13 protein-coding genes are annotated in these 14,604 nt (G+C 57.9%); 7 read left to right on the forward strand and 6 right to left on the reverse strand.

What is annotated here, in order from left to right:
• Nucleotides 1-37: 37 nt before the first annotated feature.
• The 3 genes from Pan189_RS02950 to Pan189_RS02960 are packed head-to-tail and all read right to left on the reverse strand — an operon-like array spanning nucleotide 38 to nucleotide 2,139.
• Nucleotides 38-1,099 (reverse strand): transaldolase family protein, encoded by a 1,062-nt coding sequence (locus tag Pan189_RS02950; protein ID WP_145362472.1) that lies wholly within the window; start codon nucleotides 1,097-1,099, stop codon nucleotides 38-40.
• A 2-nt stretch (nucleotides 1,100-1,101) separates the two neighbouring features.
• Entirely contained in the window at nucleotides 1,102-1,620 is a 519-nt protein-coding gene (locus Pan189_RS02955; protein WP_145362473.1) for an RES family NAD+ phosphorylase, read from the reverse strand.
• A gap of 6 nt (nucleotides 1,621-1,626) precedes the next feature.
• Entirely contained in the window at nucleotides 1,627-2,139 is a 513-nt protein-coding gene (locus tag Pan189_RS02960) for an MbcA/ParS/Xre antitoxin family protein (protein ID WP_145362474.1), read from the reverse strand.
• A 119-nt stretch (nucleotides 2,140-2,258) separates the two neighbouring features.
• Here Pan189_RS02960 and purB point away from each other — a divergent pair, with 119 nt between their 5' ends.
• Nucleotides 2,259-3,686, forward strand: a complete 1,428-nt coding sequence (gene purB, locus Pan189_RS02965; RefSeq protein WP_145362475.1) for an adenylosuccinate lyase — start codon at nucleotides 2,259-2,261, stop codon at nucleotides 3,684-3,686.
• 29 nt (nucleotides 3,687-3,715) lie between these two features.
• On the opposite strand, the gene Pan189_RS02970 is transcribed toward purB, so the two are convergent.
• Together Pan189_RS02970 and Pan189_RS02975 are read right to left on the reverse strand one after the other, a co-directional pair.
• Nucleotides 3,716-4,123, reverse strand: coding sequence for a hypothetical protein (locus Pan189_RS02970; protein ID WP_145362476.1), 408 nt, complete (start codon nucleotides 4,121-4,123; stop codon nucleotides 3,716-3,718).
• A 461-nt stretch (nucleotides 4,124-4,584) separates the two neighbouring features.
• Nucleotides 4,585-5,148, reverse strand: coding sequence for a hypothetical protein (locus Pan189_RS02975; RefSeq protein WP_145362477.1), 564 nt, complete (start codon nucleotides 5,146-5,148; stop codon nucleotides 4,585-4,587).
• A gap of 790 nt (nucleotides 5,149-5,938) precedes the next feature.
• On the opposite strand from Pan189_RS02975, the gene Pan189_RS02980 reads away from it, so the two are divergent.
• The 3 genes from Pan189_RS02980 (at nucleotide 5,939) to Pan189_RS02990 (ending at nucleotide 8,580) form a co-directional block, all read left to right on the forward strand.
• Nucleotides 5,939-6,196 carry a hypothetical protein gene (locus Pan189_RS02980; protein WP_310821008.1) on the forward strand — a complete coding sequence of 86 codons (258 nt, stop codon included), beginning with the start codon at nucleotides 5,939-5,941 and terminating at the stop codon, nucleotides 6,194-6,196.
• Nucleotides 6,197-6,500: 304 nt separating this feature from the next.
• A complete protein-coding gene (locus Pan189_RS02985) occupies nucleotides 6,501-7,400 on the forward strand; it encodes a nitrilase-related carbon-nitrogen hydrolase (RefSeq protein ID WP_145362479.1) in 900 nt (299 codons plus the stop codon).
• A 355-nt stretch (nucleotides 7,401-7,755) separates the two neighbouring features.
• The gene (locus Pan189_RS02990; RefSeq protein ID WP_145362480.1) at nucleotides 7,756-8,580 is read left to right on the forward strand and encodes an SMI1/KNR4 family protein; all 825 of its coding nucleotides are present in this window, start codon (nucleotides 7,756-7,758) and stop codon (nucleotides 8,578-8,580) included.
• Between the two features lie 346 nt (nucleotides 8,581-8,926).
• Here the strand turns inward: Pan189_RS02990 and ilvD are convergent, their stop codons facing one another.
• Nucleotides 8,927-10,621, reverse strand: a complete 1,695-nt coding sequence (ilvD, locus tag Pan189_RS02995) for a dihydroxy-acid dehydratase (RefSeq protein WP_145362481.1) — start codon at nucleotides 10,619-10,621, stop codon at nucleotides 8,927-8,929.
• Nucleotides 10,622-10,838: 217 nt separating this feature from the next.
• Here ilvD and Pan189_RS03000 point away from each other — a divergent pair, with 217 nt between their 5' ends.
• The 3 genes from Pan189_RS03000 to Pan189_RS03010 all read left to right on the forward strand — a co-directional run bounded on the left by Pan189_RS03000 (nucleotide 10,839) and on the right by Pan189_RS03010 (nucleotide 14,491).
• Nucleotides 10,839-12,797 carry a sigma-54 interaction domain-containing protein gene (locus tag Pan189_RS03000; protein WP_145362482.1) on the forward strand — a complete coding sequence of 653 codons (1,959 nt, stop codon included), beginning with the start codon at nucleotides 10,839-10,841 and terminating at the stop codon, nucleotides 12,795-12,797.
• 65 nt (nucleotides 12,798-12,862) lie between these two features.
• Nucleotides 12,863-13,858 carry an ABC transporter substrate-binding protein gene (locus Pan189_RS03005; protein WP_145362483.1) on the forward strand — a complete coding sequence of 332 codons (996 nt, stop codon included), beginning with the start codon at nucleotides 12,863-12,865 and terminating at the stop codon, nucleotides 13,856-13,858.
• 9 nt (nucleotides 13,859-13,867) lie between these two features.
• Nucleotides 13,868-14,491 carry a DUF6940 family protein gene (locus Pan189_RS03010; RefSeq protein ID WP_145362484.1) on the forward strand — a complete coding sequence of 208 codons (624 nt, stop codon included), beginning with the start codon at nucleotides 13,868-13,870 and terminating at the stop codon, nucleotides 14,489-14,491.
• Nucleotides 14,492-14,604: the final 113 nt, after the last annotated feature.

The following is a 14,604-nucleotide window of genomic DNA, read 5'->3' on the forward strand; positions in this document are numbered from 1 at the left end:
TCCCCTCAATCCGCAATCCGCTGCGAAGCGGTGCCTTTTAAGACGTCGCCGGGGCCAACTCGGCGCGTTTCGACGCGATGAGTTCCAGCAGCGCTTTCTGCGGATCGGCGAACTTCTTAAGACCTTCTTCCATCAGGGTCTTTTCGAGGTGTTCGAAGTCGACCTTTTCGTCGATCTCGGCCAGCACTTCCTGCGGCGGGAAATGGTCGACGGTGCGCTCGAAGGTCTTGCCTTCCATTTCCTGAATCGCGGCGTTCGTCTCCGGCGGGTTGGTTTGGATGTCCGACCCGGCCAGAGCCGAGACGTACTTGTCTTCGCTGTCGCCTTCGAGCTTCCGCCCGGTGCTGGCGAAGATCATCTCCTGATTGAGTCCCAATCCTTTGTCGGCCCAAAATTCGTTGTTCATCTTCCAAATGCGTTTCGCGTTCACGAGGCCGACCTGCCCTTGGGCGGCATCGGAGAGCTCCGGGACCTGCTTCTTGGAATAAACATCGATCCGGCTGATAAAGATGCTGTAAACGCTCTTGAACCCGTCAAGCGAGGCCCGGCGTTGAGCACCACGCCACACGGCATCGCGGGCGGCTTCGTACTGCCGGTCGGAGAACAGCAACGTGACGTTCAGCGTGACGCCGGCGGCTGTCAGGTCTTCGAGAGCGGCGATGCCGCCCGGCGTGGCGGGGACCTTGATCATCCGGTTCTTGTGCCCGGCGGCCCACTGCCTGCCGAGTTCGACGTATTTGGCCGCCTTTTCTTCGACCGACATCGTGTTCTCGGTATCTTCGAGCAGCGGATCGAGTTCGAAGCTGACCCAGCCGGTGTCGCCGTTCGACTTCTCCCAGTCCTCCAGAAACACGTCCTGCGCGCTCTGAACCAGTTTGTCGGTGACCTTCCACGCGACGACTTCGTCACTGTCGCCCGCTTCCATAAACTTGGCGATGTCGTCATCAAACCGGCCCGTCTTGATCAGTCCGGAGATGATAATCGGGTTCGACGTCGCACCGGTCGCTCCGAACGACTTGTTTTCAATCACAAGGTCCGGGTCGACACTGTCGAGCCAGAGTTTCGTCCCGGTAGCAACAAGGGATTCGAGAGGGGTCATGGCTATTCTCTTCCTGTCTCTTTGAGGCGGCCTAGTGACTCGTTTATCAGTCGCGGATCGAATTCGTAACGCTCCGGCTCGGCAATCGAGACGACATCGTCAAACTTCGGATGAAGAGGGTTGAGCAGGATGTTCCTGTCCAGTGAACGCGACGCTGTCGATGTTAAAACCGCCGAAGGAACCGTCAGCGCGACGGTCGAATTACTCTTCAGCCAACGCTCGCCAGCCTGAACGCATTCTGAATACTTTTCCGTGAGATGCCAGCCTGAACTGAGCGAGCGGTCATCGAATATTCCCACTTCCCTATCAGGCAGCGAGGCACTCATGCAGACCCAATCGGTTCTCGGAAGCTGTTGCAAACGGAAATGGACGAGTACTTCCAAGGTCGCCAGACTGAGGCTATTGGAAGCATACACCATCGGACTTCCGATGCCGTTCCAACGTCCACCGTGGATTGCTGCCCCACGCCCAGAGAAGGCTGTGTTCGCACGACGAGCTGCGCAAATGCGGAAAAGCTTCATGAGCGCTTAGCTGTACACGCTGTGTTCGATTCGGCCGAGAATTGTGCTTAACCACTCTCGATCCTGATCGGTTCCCGTCAGCAATGCGAGGGGGGAGCGGCCTCCGAAGACATGTCGCGATTCGAGCAGCCAGTCGGCCAACCGTCCTCGATCTTCGAATGTCTCGACGGCCTGCAGCAGGATTTCCGGCACCGTGCTTTTGATTGACTCTGTCGGATGATTTGGCACCTCTACGCGACCCAATGCGTCCTCCAAAACGACGCGCGCCGCGTCCCGCTCGACCTTCCCCTGTTGCCAATTCTCCGCGAGCGCTGTCAGCGTCGCGATGGCGGGAACGTCCGGCTCCGCTTCCGACAACGGGACAGAACCAGTTTGTTGAAAACGCGACGAAATGACGGCGATTTCTTTGTCGATTTCGGCAAGTTCCGCAGCAATCCGCTGGCGACGAGCGAGGGATGACCTCAGTGCTTCGACCGCTTCCCGCGTTGTTTCGGCGGAGTCGGTGATACCGGCGCTCATTGGGTTACTCGCGAATTGAATACGTGTGACACTTTCAAATGATACCTTCGGATGTCAGAACTGTAAAAGACCGTCCGTCGCCTGAAACCATGACTTCGAACTCCTGACACCTCCCGCCGATGTCCCACGACCGCTACGAAAATCCCCTCCTGACCCGCTACGCCACCGACGAGATGGCCGGCATCTGGTCCTCCCAGACGAAGCACTCGCTGTGGCGCAAGCTGTGGCTCGCTCTAGCCGAGAGCGAGCAAGAGCTCGGCCTCGACATCTCTGATGCCCAACTCGACGAGATGCGGGCCCATTTGGATGACATCGATTTCGAATCAGCCGCCAGCTACGAGAAGAGGCTCCGCCACGACGTGATGGCCCACGTCCACGCCTGGGGCGATCAGGTGCCGCAGGCTCGGGCGATCATCCACCTCGGCGCGACCAGTTGCTTTGTCACCGACAACAGCGAACTGCTGCAGATCAAGTCGTCGCTCGAACTCGTCCGTGATCGGCTCGTCACGGTGATCGACCGCCTCGCGACGTTTGCCGACGAGTGGAAGGACCTCCCCTGCCTCGGCTTCACGCACCTGCAGCCGGCGCAGCCGACGACCGTGGGTAAACGGGCGACGCTCTGGTGCTACGACCTGATCCTCGATCTCGAAGAAGTCGAGCACCGCCTTGAGAAACTGCGTTTCCGCGGCGTCAAAGGCACAACGGGAACGCAGGCGACCTTCCTGCAGCTCTTCGACGGCGACCACGACAAAGTCGATCAACTCGACCGGCTCGTCACCGAGAAGATGGGTTTCACGCAGCGATACGCCGTTACCGGGCAGACCTATTCGCGAAAGGTGGACGCGCACGTCCTCGCGACCCTCTCGGGAATCGGGCAGTCGTGCCACAAGGCGGGAAGCGATTTGAGAATTCTGCAGCACCGCAAGGAGATCGACGAGCCGTTCGAAACCAATCAGATCGGCTCCTCGGCGATGGCCTATAAGCGGAACCCGATGCGGGCCGAGCGGATGTGCGGCCTCGCCCGCTTCGCGATGAGCCTCGCCGCCAACGGTGACGACACCGCCGCCACCCAATGGCTCGAACGCACCCTCGACGACAGCTCCAACCGCCGGCTCTCGCTGCCGCAGTCATTTCTCGCCGTCGATGCCTGCCTTAACATCTACGCGAATGTGGCTGGCGGATTGAACGTCTACCCCAAGGTGATCGCGTCGAACCTGAATGCCGAGCTTCCCTTCATGGCGACGGAAGAAATCCTAATGGCCGGCGTCCGAGCCGGCGGCGACCGCCAGGACCTTCACGAACGTATCCGCACCCACAGCGTCGCCGCGGCCCGCATGGTGAAGGAGGAAGGCCAACCGAACGACTTAATCGAACGCCTCAGTCAGGACGACGCGTTTAAAGATGTCGATCTGCAATCGACGTTGGATGCGAAGCGGTATGTGGGAAGGGCGCCGGAGCAGGTAACCTCGTTCCTGGATGAGGTCATTGCAGACGTGAAAGCAAAATACGGCGGCACTGATGCGGCCATGAATGAACTCAAAGTATGAGGCTCGACTGACCCAAAGGCGTCGACCACTCATTCCGGTGATGCCTCGTTATCGCTAACTTGGTAATGAACTCGTTTCTCCGAAATCGAGATTTGTTCCGCTGCAATGAAATAAGGGTGGCTGAATAATTCGGGTGAGCTCACGATGCGGAAAAGCGTTTCCTCTTGGAGGTCAAGTTGAGCGTGTTGCTCTTGCTCCAATTTGGTGGCGATAGAGAAGATTGGCGAGTCGATGCCATACACGGGGAGATTGATATACGTGACTTTGTGAAAACGAACTTCTAAATCATGGTAGTAAGCAAGGTTGAAACTTCCAATGAGCAGCAATGAGTCATTCTGAAACGAACAGATTTGGAAGTCGGTTACTTCCTTCGCTTGGATAGCCTCATTGATTCGTTCAATTAAGCGCTGAACGGGTCCATCAACGTGATCGCTCATGGACGCAATCCTGAGGCATTTATATTAAGTGTGGCGAACCCAACGGCATTTCCAAGTTACGCGCTGATATCCCCTGCGTCCCGTCTAATAATTGGGCGCGTACGGAATCGAACCGCTTAGCACGAGACACCGGGGTTACAGCCCGGGAGAATTCCGACATTCAAGCGCTCCCGTAATCAGATATGGCGACACGCTGAAAGGTCTTGAGGTTCGCCCGCCGGGTGGTTGGGGACAGGCGCTTTCGCCTGCCCCCAGTCGATTAGTCTGGCGGTGGAGCGCTGCACATCTCGCGATCCAACGCAGCCGCGACTGGTAAGGAGCGGATCACGTCGCCGATCGGCATGACGTGAGGCCGTGTCCACCCCGGTCCGCTTACTGCCGTGCGCGGCTGAAATGGGGGGCGACTTTTATCAAGTGGCAATTCCCAGCTGAGCGATCGGAACGACTCAGAACTTTTTGCTTTACTTGAGAAAAGTGCGGCCGGCGGCGGGGTTCATCCCCTGCTGGGGAAACACGCCACTCCGGTCGGCAGGGGGGCCGACTTCCAGTTGCGTATATCCCCAGGACCACCAGAACCAGCGGTCGGGGCGGCGTTCGAACGAGGCGACTTTGGCCTCCCAACCGAGGAGGTGTTTGGGGCGATAATTCTTTACGGACAGGGTAAACGTCCTCGATTCACCGCGACCGAGATCCTCGAAACTCACGGCTCGCCTCAAGGGGAAATCGAAGCCGGGATGCGGGTAACGCGACCCGAAACCGCTTTGCACTCGCGGGGCTGGGAAAGGCTTGATCTCGAACGCCAGCTTCAGTTTTACCAGTGGTTCGTAAGGATCGTTTCGGATCCTGTACTTTACGATTGAGCCCGCATCGTCCGGCTCGATCCCCAGAAACTGAAGACGAACGTCACTATGATTGCGGCCGTAAAGCGCCTGCTTGAGCGTCACCTGATCGGTGATGACGCCCGTCGCCAAATAGGCGATCGCGGCCACCAGAATTCCGATACCGATCCACGATCTGACGTTCATTTCGACTGGTCCAGACAGATACGATAAGGGCGATCCTAAATGATCGGGACCTGCAATCAACCGGCCATGGCGGAACTTCACTCGAAGTTCACCATCCGACCCATCACCTCTTACTGGCCGCTAATGCAGCCGCGACTGGCAAGGAGCGGATCACGTCGCCGGGTGGAATGGCGGGAGGCGGGGAACGATCAACGCGCGGGGCGTCCTCCGTGATCCGCTTACTGCAGTGCGCGGCTTTATTGGCGTGCTCGATCCGCGGTTCTCAGGAACTTCGGCTTGTTGCTGTGACGTTTCCCAACTTGACTCACCTGACGGATCGATTACGCCGGGTGGCTGGGGACAGGCGCTTTCGCCTGCCCCCAGTCGATCAAGTCTGGCGGCGAAATGCCTCGCAGCGCATCACACCCGCACGATCGCCGGCTCGACTTCTAAGGTTCCGGGTGTAAATTAGTGGTAGACGAGTTTTGCATCACAGATGCCAAAATTCTTAGCCAGCCTCTCTGTCGCCGAGTTCGGAAGGAACTTACTGCCTAATGCGTGGTTTTCTCTGGCTACTTCGAGCATTTAATTCTTATTACCGCTAAGAATCATGATTAGGCGAAAGCCAGCTTCCAATCGCCAGAAATTCGTCGCTAGGTCCGCGCTCGCATTCTTATTAATCGCTATTTGGGAATTCGTGTCGACTCCGCTCGTCAGTACGAGCGACGGCAAACAGGGGATGTTCATCTCGCTTCTTGCGATTTGCTTTGCGGCGACATGCCTTTATCGAGTTGCTCCGAGACTCAGTTGGATGTTCATCTTTGGAACAGCGTGCTCAGTGCTGTTTGTCTTCCGCTTCGTGAACATGCCCAAATTTTCATTATGGATGCGTTACCAAGCCCCCGACACGACGACCATTCTTGTTTCGTGGATTGCCTTCGCCGTTGGCTTGGGCGCCGTTTGTGCCTTGTTAGGCTATTGGGGCAACTTGGCGGACGAAAACCGCGACCATCGCTGGAACAAACAGAGTTCGGAAGATTCAAACAATCAACCCGATTTGATGGAGTAAGACCGATCGCCGGGTGGCCGGGAACAAGCGGCGAAGCCCTACACCGCGCTCACAATTACAGCCGCGACTGGTAAGGAGCGGTTCACGTCGCCGGCTGGATTGATGGTAGCGGGCGTTGATTGGCGGGTGGGCTTTTCCCGCGATCCGCTTACTACCGTGCGCGGCTTTGATGGCGTGCTCGATCCGTGCTTCTCAGGAACCTCGGCTTGTGCACACTCATCCCGGCGATCAATCTGGAAATTACCTTTCGCGCACGCTACAAGGCGGTCGCCTTGCGACACGATCTCCCTAACGACACCGCCCGATGACCGAACCCGCCGCAGCGAAACGCCCGCCCGTTCTCAAGGTCGGCGTTGCCCAAGTCGAATCGATCCCGTTTGAGATCGAGCACAACGTCGACACACACTTCCGCATGATCGAGGAAGCCAAGTCGCAGGGGGTCGACTTGCTCGTGTTTCCCGAACTGTCGATCACCGGCTACCACGTTGGCTTCCGCGCACCGGAAGTCTCGATGCGTCGCGATGACCCGCTGCTGATCGGCATGGCCGAGGAAGCGGGCGACATGGCCGTGGTCGTCGGGTTCGTCGAAGAAGGCTTCGCCGCGCAGATCCATAATTCCGCCGCAGTGCTGAATGACGGCAAGGTGCAGTTCGTGCATCGGAAATTAAACCTCGCCAGTTACGGCAATCTCGACGAACGCCGCTTCTATGCCGGTGGCCGCTACTTCGACGTCTTTAATCATCACGCCCCGTGGATGGGGGCGGTCTTGATATGTGCCGACATGTGGAACCCCGGGCTGGTCCATCTGGCCGCTCTTTACGGGACCACGATTTTAATCTCGCCGATTGCTTCGTCTGAGCGAGCCCTCGGCGGCGGATTCTCGAACCCCAAGGGCTGGGAAAACGTCACGCAGTTTTACGCCATGATCTACGGCATTCCGATCGTGATGGCGAACCTCAGCGGTGATGCCGTGAATGACGACCATTTCTGGGGCGGCAGCCGGATCGTCGACCCTTATGGCAACGTCCTCGTCCGCGCCGAAGGGGGCGAGCAACTCTTAATCGCCGACCTCGATTACCAAGCCGTCCGCGATGCCCGCTTCCGGTTGCCCACGGTACGTGACTCGAATCTTGATTTGATCACCCGAGAAATTAATCGCCTCAACAGCCGCATCGGCGTCCCCGGCGGCATGCGTTCGAAATAATTAAATTCCGATGACAAGCCGCGCACGAAGTAAGCGGATTTACAGGGCGGCCCCATCCATACAAGCCCGCAGCGCCAGCAAGGGACGGGATCACTGAGTCGCCTCTCGCCGACCGCCCACCGACGAACAGGCGGAACCGTACCGGGCTGGTCGGGCCGTCAGGCGGCCGGATCGTGGAGCGACAGGTTGCCGTTCAAAAAAATTCGCCTCAGAGTTGTACCTGAATCGAGGCTCGCGACTTTCTAGAACAGCATTTTGTGACTGTCGGCATATTGTTAGAATCGGCCGGGCCACTCGCGTCTCGCTATTTTCTATCAACACGGTCGGTGCGTGCACTTTTTAAAGAGGTGAAACAATGCAGGCCGATGCCGCGAACATTTGGCGGATTCCTGTCTATTTGCCGTATCTACAGCCCACCTTGACGGACAAAACCGTTGCTGACGCCGAGGCGGAGTTGGGCGTACAGCTTCCGAAGGAATATTTAGAGCTGCTTCGAGCGCAAAATGGCGGGTATATATGCTTCGAATTGCCGGATATGGCCCATACCGTTATCGCGGGAATAGGTGAGTATTTCCCGTCAATCCTCCATGTGGACTGGGACGAGTGCCGCGAGTTTGTCAGCTTCGAACTGGACGGGCTGATTCCAATTGACGGCGACGGGCATTGGCACATTTGCTTGGACTACCGAAATAGTCGCTCCGAGCCTCGGATTACTTATGCCGACGTGGAATGTGATATTGAGAAAGTGGTCGCGTCTTCATTTTCCGAGTACTTGCGAATGCTTCATCGCGTTATCCCCGACAGCTTGGTTGTGGAATCCGTAACAGACATCAATTTGCTAAGAAGGGCGATTTCCAAGGCCTTGAACGTTCAATTCGATCAGCCGGATAGTTCCGCTCACGGTTATCCCGTTCATCGGGCTAATCTCGGCAGGGCTGGAAATCCCGAGTGGTTGTTTCTAAGCCCCAACGACGTCCCCCGAAGCTTTGCACGACCGCATGAGCGTAACTTTACGGAGCGGCACCGCTTGCTACCCGGAAACGCAGCCCACTACGCCGAGCTACCCGCAGACAGCTATCTCCTTCGAGTTCCCGATCGAGCGCGAGAGGGTTTGTTGAAATCGCTCGAACAATCGGATTGGTTGGCTGGGCCGCTAAAGGATTATGTTTCCAATCAATAGGTGGTAGCAGGCCGTTTCGGCAATTGCCCGCCGGGCCAACTGCTACCTGCTAGCTTTCCCCGTCCTCGAGAATTCTAGTTGCTGGTCTTCGGTCAATCAAGAAGTGATTGCCAAGAATTGCCGATGCTAGAATCAATACCTGCAGCAGAACGGCGATTCCAAGAATTGTCTGAATTCGGTCAACGAGAATTTGTTCCGGCGAGGATGGCCTCGCACTGTAAGTTGGGAGCGCCAACACGACCAAAACGGTTTCGATCGCGATCAGGCTCGCAAATCGAAACCAATGCCGGACGATAAATGATAGTACGCTCATATATCACTGCCGCAGGCACAAGGCACGAAGTGCCTACTCATCCGTGACACAACCCTCACTCGCGCTCTTCACATTCTTAATATACTTATAAAGCGTCCCCCGGGTGTGCTTATACGGCGGGGCGGTCCAAGCGGCTTTGCGCTTGGCCAGCTCCTCCGGTTCGACCTCGAAGGCGAGGGTGTTGGACTCGGCGTCGATGGAGACGAGGTCGCCGTCTTCGACGAGGGCGAGGGGGCCGCCTTCCTGGGCTTCGGGAGCGACGTGGCCGATGATGAAGCCGTGGCTGCCGCCGCTGAAACGGCCGTCGGTCAACAGGGCGACGTCCTTACCCAAGCCGGCTCCCATGATCGCGCTGGTGGGAGTGAGCATCTCCGGCATGCCGGGGCCGCCTTTGGGGCCTTCGTAGCGAATGATGATCACGTCGCCCTTTTGGATATCGCCATCTTCGAGGCCTTTAAGCATCGCCTCTTCGCCGTCGTAGCAGCGGGCGGGGCCGCTGAACTGCAAGCCTTCTTTGCCGGTGATCTTGGCGACGGCTCCCTCGGGGGCGAGATTGCCGCGGAGGATGCGGATGTGGCCGGTCTGTTTAATCGGCTCGGAGACCGCATGCACGAGGTTTTGTCCTTCCTTAAGACGAGGTAAGTCTGCGACGTTTTCGGCGAGAGTCTTACCAGTGCAGGTCATGCAGTCCCCTTTTAGATACCCTTCTTCAAGAAGCATCTTAATGACTGCGGGCGTACCGCCGATGGAGTGCAGGTCTTCCATCACGAATTGGCCGGAGGGCTTTAAATCGGCGAGGTAAGGCGTCGCCTCACTGATCCGCTGAAAGTCATCGATCGTGAGGTCGACGTCGACGCTGCGGGCCATAGCGATTAAGTGCAAGACGGCGTTAGTGCTGCCGCCGAGAGCGATCGTGATCGTGACCGCGTTCTCAAAGGCTTCGCGGGTCATGATATCCCGCGGCTTCAGGTCGAGTTTAAGAAGATTCAAAATGGCCTGACCGGCGAGGTGACACTCTTCAATTTTGGCGGGGTCTTCGGCGGGGATCGACGAACTGTAAGGCAGGCTCATGCCGAGGGTTTCAATGGCAGAGGCCATCGTGTTGGCCGTGTACATCCCGCCGCAGGCCCCGGCCCCGGGACAGCTTTTGCGGACGATCTCGGCCCGCTCCAAATCGGTAATCTTGCCGGCGATGTATTCGCCGTATGACTGGAAGGCTGAAACGATGTCGAGCTTCTCGCCCTTCGGCCCGCAACCCGGTTTGATCGTGCCGCCGTAGACCATGATTGATGGGCGATTGAGCCGACCCATTGCCATCACGCAGCCGGGCATGTTTTTGTCGCAGCCGGGCAGCGTAACGAGGGCGTCGTACCACTGGGCGCCCATGATCGTTTCGATCGAGTCGGCGATGAGGTCGCGCGATTGCAGGGAATAGCACATCCCCTCGGTGCCCATCGAGATGCCGTCGGAGACGCCGATGGTGTTGAACTGGAAGCCAATCAGATCGGAGCGCTGCACGCCCTCCTTGACATGCTTACCAAGGGCCAACAGGTGCATGTTGCAGCTATTGCCCTCGTACCAGACCGAGCCGATGCCGACCTGCGGCTTATTCATGTCCTCGGCGGACATCCCGGTCGCGTAGAGCATCGCCTGCGAGGCCCCCTGTGAGCGGGGCTGGGTGATGCGGGAACTGATCTTGTTGAGTTGCTGGGAAGTTTCGGTCGACATGGCACGTCTTTCTGCGAATGAAAATTGAGCGGTCAAGCTACCAGAGGGGCGGCCTCACCGACAGGTTCCCGGCGTGATCTGTCTGTCGTCTCTACTCTTGGGTGTTGTCAAAAGGCGTCACCTTTGCATATTGTTGGTCGGAATGATTCAATCTTCAGGTGGGCGAGGTCGTTCTGACTGCGCAATCTGTGGTGATATTGAGTAAAGGCGGGCTGTGATGGCTGTCGCAAATGCGGCTTGGAAGACCTGGTCAGAGGCATTTCCCGCGTCGGGCGATTGGTCGTCGCCGATATGGCTGACCGATCGGTTGCTGTCGCTGGCGATCGACCCGGAAGCCCGGCAGCGTGGAGCGTATCTGCAGTCGGCGCTGCTCGACATCGCGGCGGAGTTCGGTGCGCGCGGCGCTGCTGTTTGGGAGCGACGAGATGATTGGGTCTGCCTCGGTCAATGGGGCAGCGTCGATCCGTCGATCGCCCCGAAGTCGCTATTCGCTGAGGCGATCGATCGCGGGGCTGCCGGGTTTGAAGACGGCACCCTCGTCGTCCCGCTGGGGCGCGAAGACTCGCAACGGCTGCTGTGGCTCACGGGGCGCGGCCTCTCGCCGGAGTTGTTGGCCGCGACGATCGGAGTCGGGCGGGCCCTCTCCATCGGGTTCCGTTTCGCGGAGATCACACGCTCTGATGAATTGCACGCCGATCGGTTGCGGACGGTGCTCGGAATGTCGGCCGAGTTCACTCGCATCCTCGAAACTGAGCCGCTGCTCAATGCGATCGCAGAGGCGGCGTGCGACATTCTGCACTGCGACCGGGCCAGTATTTTCATTTGGGACAAGCCTCAGAAAGAGGTGATCGCGAAGCCGGCGATCGGCGTTCCGGAGGCGACCCTGCGAATTCCCGACAACGTCGGCATCGTGGGCAGCGTGCTTCGCTCGGGCGAGCGGGTGCGGGTCGACGATGCAAAGACCGATACGCGGTTCGGTTCCCAGGTCGACAAGCAAACCGGCTATCAGACCAAGACCTTGTTGGCCGAGCCGATGCGAAATCGCGCGGGCGAGATCATCGGGGTGTTTGAGGCAATCAATCGGCTCACGGGCAATTTTAATGATGACGATGCCGACCTGCTCGGCCTGCTCGCGACGCAGGCGGCCGTCGCGTTGGAAAACGCTCAGGAACGCGAAGACCTCGTTCGCAGCCGCGAATCACTGGCTGAACAGGTCACCAGCGGCGTCCGGCTGATCGGCGTGAGCGCCGCGATCACGGGGATTCGCGCGACCGTGGAGAGATTGGCTGAGACCGATTTGCCGGTGTTGATCCTCGGCGAAAGCGGTACTGGTAAGGAGGTCGTTGCGCAAAGCCTGCACTTCGGCGGGGCAAGACGCGACCACCCTTTCGTGGCAGTGAATTGCGCGGCGCTGGCGGAGTCGCTACTGGAAAGCGAACTGTTCGGTCACGAACGGGGAGCCTTCACCGATGCGCGAGAAGCTCGGGCGGGGAAATTTGAACTGGCCGACGGCGGGACGTTATTTCTCGATGAGATCGGCGACATGAGTCTCGGCGGGCAGGCCAAATTACTACGGGTGTTGGAGCAGAAGGTCATCACCCGTGTGGGCGGTGCGGGCACAATTCCCGTCAACGTCCGTATTGTCGCGGCGACGAACGCCAACCTGCCGGAATTAGTCCGCACCAAAAAGTTTCGAGAGGACCTCTATTATCGCCTCAGTGTCGTCACTCAGCAGTTGCCTCCCCTGCGGGACCGGGCCGAAGATATTATCCCGCTCGCGGAGTTTTTTCTAAAGGAATTTTGCCAGCAAAGCCGCCGGCCAAGATTGGGTCTTTCGGCCGACGCGAAGAAACGCTTGCAGGCTCACCACTGGCCCGGCAATGTGCGCGAGCTCCGCAACCTGATGGAGCGGGTCGCCTTTCTCGCCGCGGGAGAGAAAGTTGTGCCGGAGGACCTCGCCTTCATTCTGGCCCCGGAGCCTGACATCGGCCTCGAACCCTCGGCCGACTTCGGGCTGTCCGAAGCGACGAAAGAGTTTCAGGTCGAGTTCATCCGCCGCGGCATAAAGCGCGTCCGCGGCAATATGAGTGAGGCGGCTCGGCTGCTGGGGCTGCACCGTTCCAATCTTTATCGCAAGATGCGGCAGCTCGGAATGGAAGTGGATGAGGAAGAGTGAAACGCTCAGCCGTGCAGGCACTCCATTCATAATTAGTCCGAACTTTTTCGCAGATATAAGAAAGCATGAAACGCTCGCTCATTCTCATTGCCCTGTTGGGAATTGCCTTGGGAGGCTGTGCGCCGCGGGATACTCCGCAATCGGATGGCGCGGAGAAAACTACGTCGCTGACCTTGCAGCTCAATTGGTACCCGGAGGCAGAGCACGGCGGATACTACGCGGCTGATGTCGAAGGCTATTACAAAGAGGCGGGATTGGACGTTCAGATTCTGCCGGGTGGATCGGGCGTGCCGGTCGTGCAGAAAGTGGCTGCCGGCCAAGCTGACTTCGGCGTGGCGAATGCGGACCGCGTGCTGCTCTTAAGAGCGCAAGAGGCCGATGTCATCGCGATCATGGCGCCTCTGCAAGACAGCCCGCGTTGCCTGATGGTCCGCTCCGACGCCGAAGTGGAGTCTTTTAGCGATCTCGCCGGCTATACGATCGCCATGGGGAGTGAACCTTACAGTGACTTCTTAAGAAACGGCGTTTTGCCAGCCGACGTTTCCATCGTCCCTTATAACGGCGGCGTCACGCAATTCGTCGCTCGCAACAAGAACTTCGCTCAACAGGGCTATAGTTTCAGCGAACCCTATTTCGCACAGCAGGAAGGCGTTGAGCCGAAGCTGTTGATGGTGTCGGAGACGGGGTTTAATCCTTACACGAGTTGCCTCATTGTTTCACGCGCATTCGCCGAGGAAAATCCCGACGTTGTTAGGAACATGGTCGCGGCCTCTATTGACGGTTGGCAGGCCTACCTGAAATCACCGGAAGAGACGAATCAACTTATCTTGCAGGAGAACTCGGAGTTAACACCTGAGATTCTTCGGTTCGGCGTCAATGCGATGAAGCCACTTTGCGTGCCGGAAGGATCAAAGAAGTCCGACTTCGGCACGATGGATGCGGGCCGGTGGGCGAATCTAAGGGAGCAAATGACTCAATCCGGATCACTCGATAGCAATTCGGATGAACTCGGGGCCGGGTTCTCATTAGAATTTCTACCGAACACGCGACCCGGCGATTGAGAGGCTAACATGGCTCTTGAGTTTCGCGAGGTTGAATCACTATCGGGACGGGGAGTGCGGTTTGAAATCCGTTCCAATGATTCTGCTATCACTCGGCTCGAATTCTTACAACGACTTGTCGATTGCGAGGAACTCCGTGCCGGATTGACCACGACGCTTGCGGAAATCCAATACTCAGCTTTTCGCTGGGAATCCTTGCCGGTCAATAAGTCGTTGGCGGATCGGCCGTTCGAATTTGTACTACTCGATTCGCCTTCACTGAATCGCCAGCCCGATGCGAGTGCCTTTCAGGAATATTTTCGGTCGAATGGCGAAAGTCATTCTCAAGACAAGGTGCCGTCAGCCGTATCATTTAAGAATGTGGGTGGTGATGCGACCATGATTGTGCCGACGCCGCTTTGCCCGCCGGACGCCTACACCCATCTTGCGAGGTTCGTACGCAGGGCGCCGTCGGAGCAGGTTGATGAGTTGTGGTGTGTCGTGGGCCAAACGATGCTCAATCAAATCGATGCTGAGCCGGACCGCCATTTTTGGCTCAGCACGGCCGGGATGGGGGTTGCTTGGCTTCACATCCGGATAGATACTCGGCCGAAATACTACGGATATGAAAAATTTCGATCGGTCGAATCATAGGAATCGTCGTACTCCTCCTTGAGTGTGGTTATGGCTGTCTCCATAGTGATGATGCGAACTAATTCGAACGTTGACCCCGTGTTCGATCCGCGGTTCTTTCGAACGCGCGGCTT

It is taken from the genome of Stratiformator vulcanicus (genome assembly GCF_007744515.1).
Lineage (GTDB): Bacteria > Planctomycetota > Planctomycetia > Planctomycetales > Planctomycetaceae > Stratiformator > Stratiformator vulcanicus.

What these genes read in the sequence shown, in the direction of transcription:
- Pan189_RS02950 (WP_145362472.1), bottom strand. Translation starts at nt 1,099, where the DNA reads ATGACCCCTCTCGAATCCCTTGTTGCTACCGGGACGAAACTCTGGCTC.
- Pan189_RS02955 (WP_145362473.1), bottom strand. Translation starts at nt 1,620, where the DNA reads ATGAAGCTTTTCCGCATTTGCGCAGCTCGTCGTGCGAACACAGCCTTC.
- Pan189_RS02960 (WP_145362474.1), bottom strand. Translation starts at nt 2,139, where the DNA reads ATGAGCGCCGGTATCACCGACTCCGCCGAAACAACGCGGGAAGCGGTC.
- purB (WP_145362475.1), top strand. Translation starts at nt 2,259, where the DNA reads ATGTCCCACGACCGCTACGAAAATCCCCTCCTGACCCGCTACGCCACC.
- Pan189_RS02970 (WP_145362476.1), bottom strand. Translation starts at nt 4,123, where the DNA reads ATGAGCGATCACGTTGATGGACCCGTTCAGCGCTTAATTGAACGAATC.
- Pan189_RS02975 (WP_145362477.1), bottom strand. Translation starts at nt 5,148, where the DNA reads ATGAACGTCAGATCGTGGATCGGTATCGGAATTCTGGTGGCCGCGATC.
- Pan189_RS02980 (WP_310821008.1), top strand. Translation starts at nt 5,939, where the DNA reads ATGTTCATCTTTGGAACAGCGTGCTCAGTGCTGTTTGTCTTCCGCTTC.
- Pan189_RS02985 (WP_145362479.1), top strand. Translation starts at nt 6,501, where the DNA reads ATGACCGAACCCGCCGCAGCGAAACGCCCGCCCGTTCTCAAGGTCGGC.
- Pan189_RS02990 (WP_145362480.1), top strand. Translation starts at nt 7,756, where the DNA reads ATGCAGGCCGATGCCGCGAACATTTGGCGGATTCCTGTCTATTTGCCG.
- ilvD (WP_145362481.1), bottom strand. Translation starts at nt 10,621, where the DNA reads ATGTCGACCGAAACTTCCCAGCAACTCAACAAGATCAGTTCCCGCATC.
- Pan189_RS03000 (WP_145362482.1), top strand. Translation starts at nt 10,839, where the DNA reads ATGGCTGTCGCAAATGCGGCTTGGAAGACCTGGTCAGAGGCATTTCCC.
- Pan189_RS03005 (WP_145362483.1), top strand. Translation starts at nt 12,863, where the DNA reads ATGAAACGCTCGCTCATTCTCATTGCCCTGTTGGGAATTGCCTTGGGA.
- Pan189_RS03010 (WP_145362484.1), top strand. Translation starts at nt 13,868, where the DNA reads ATGGCTCTTGAGTTTCGCGAGGTTGAATCACTATCGGGACGGGGAGTG.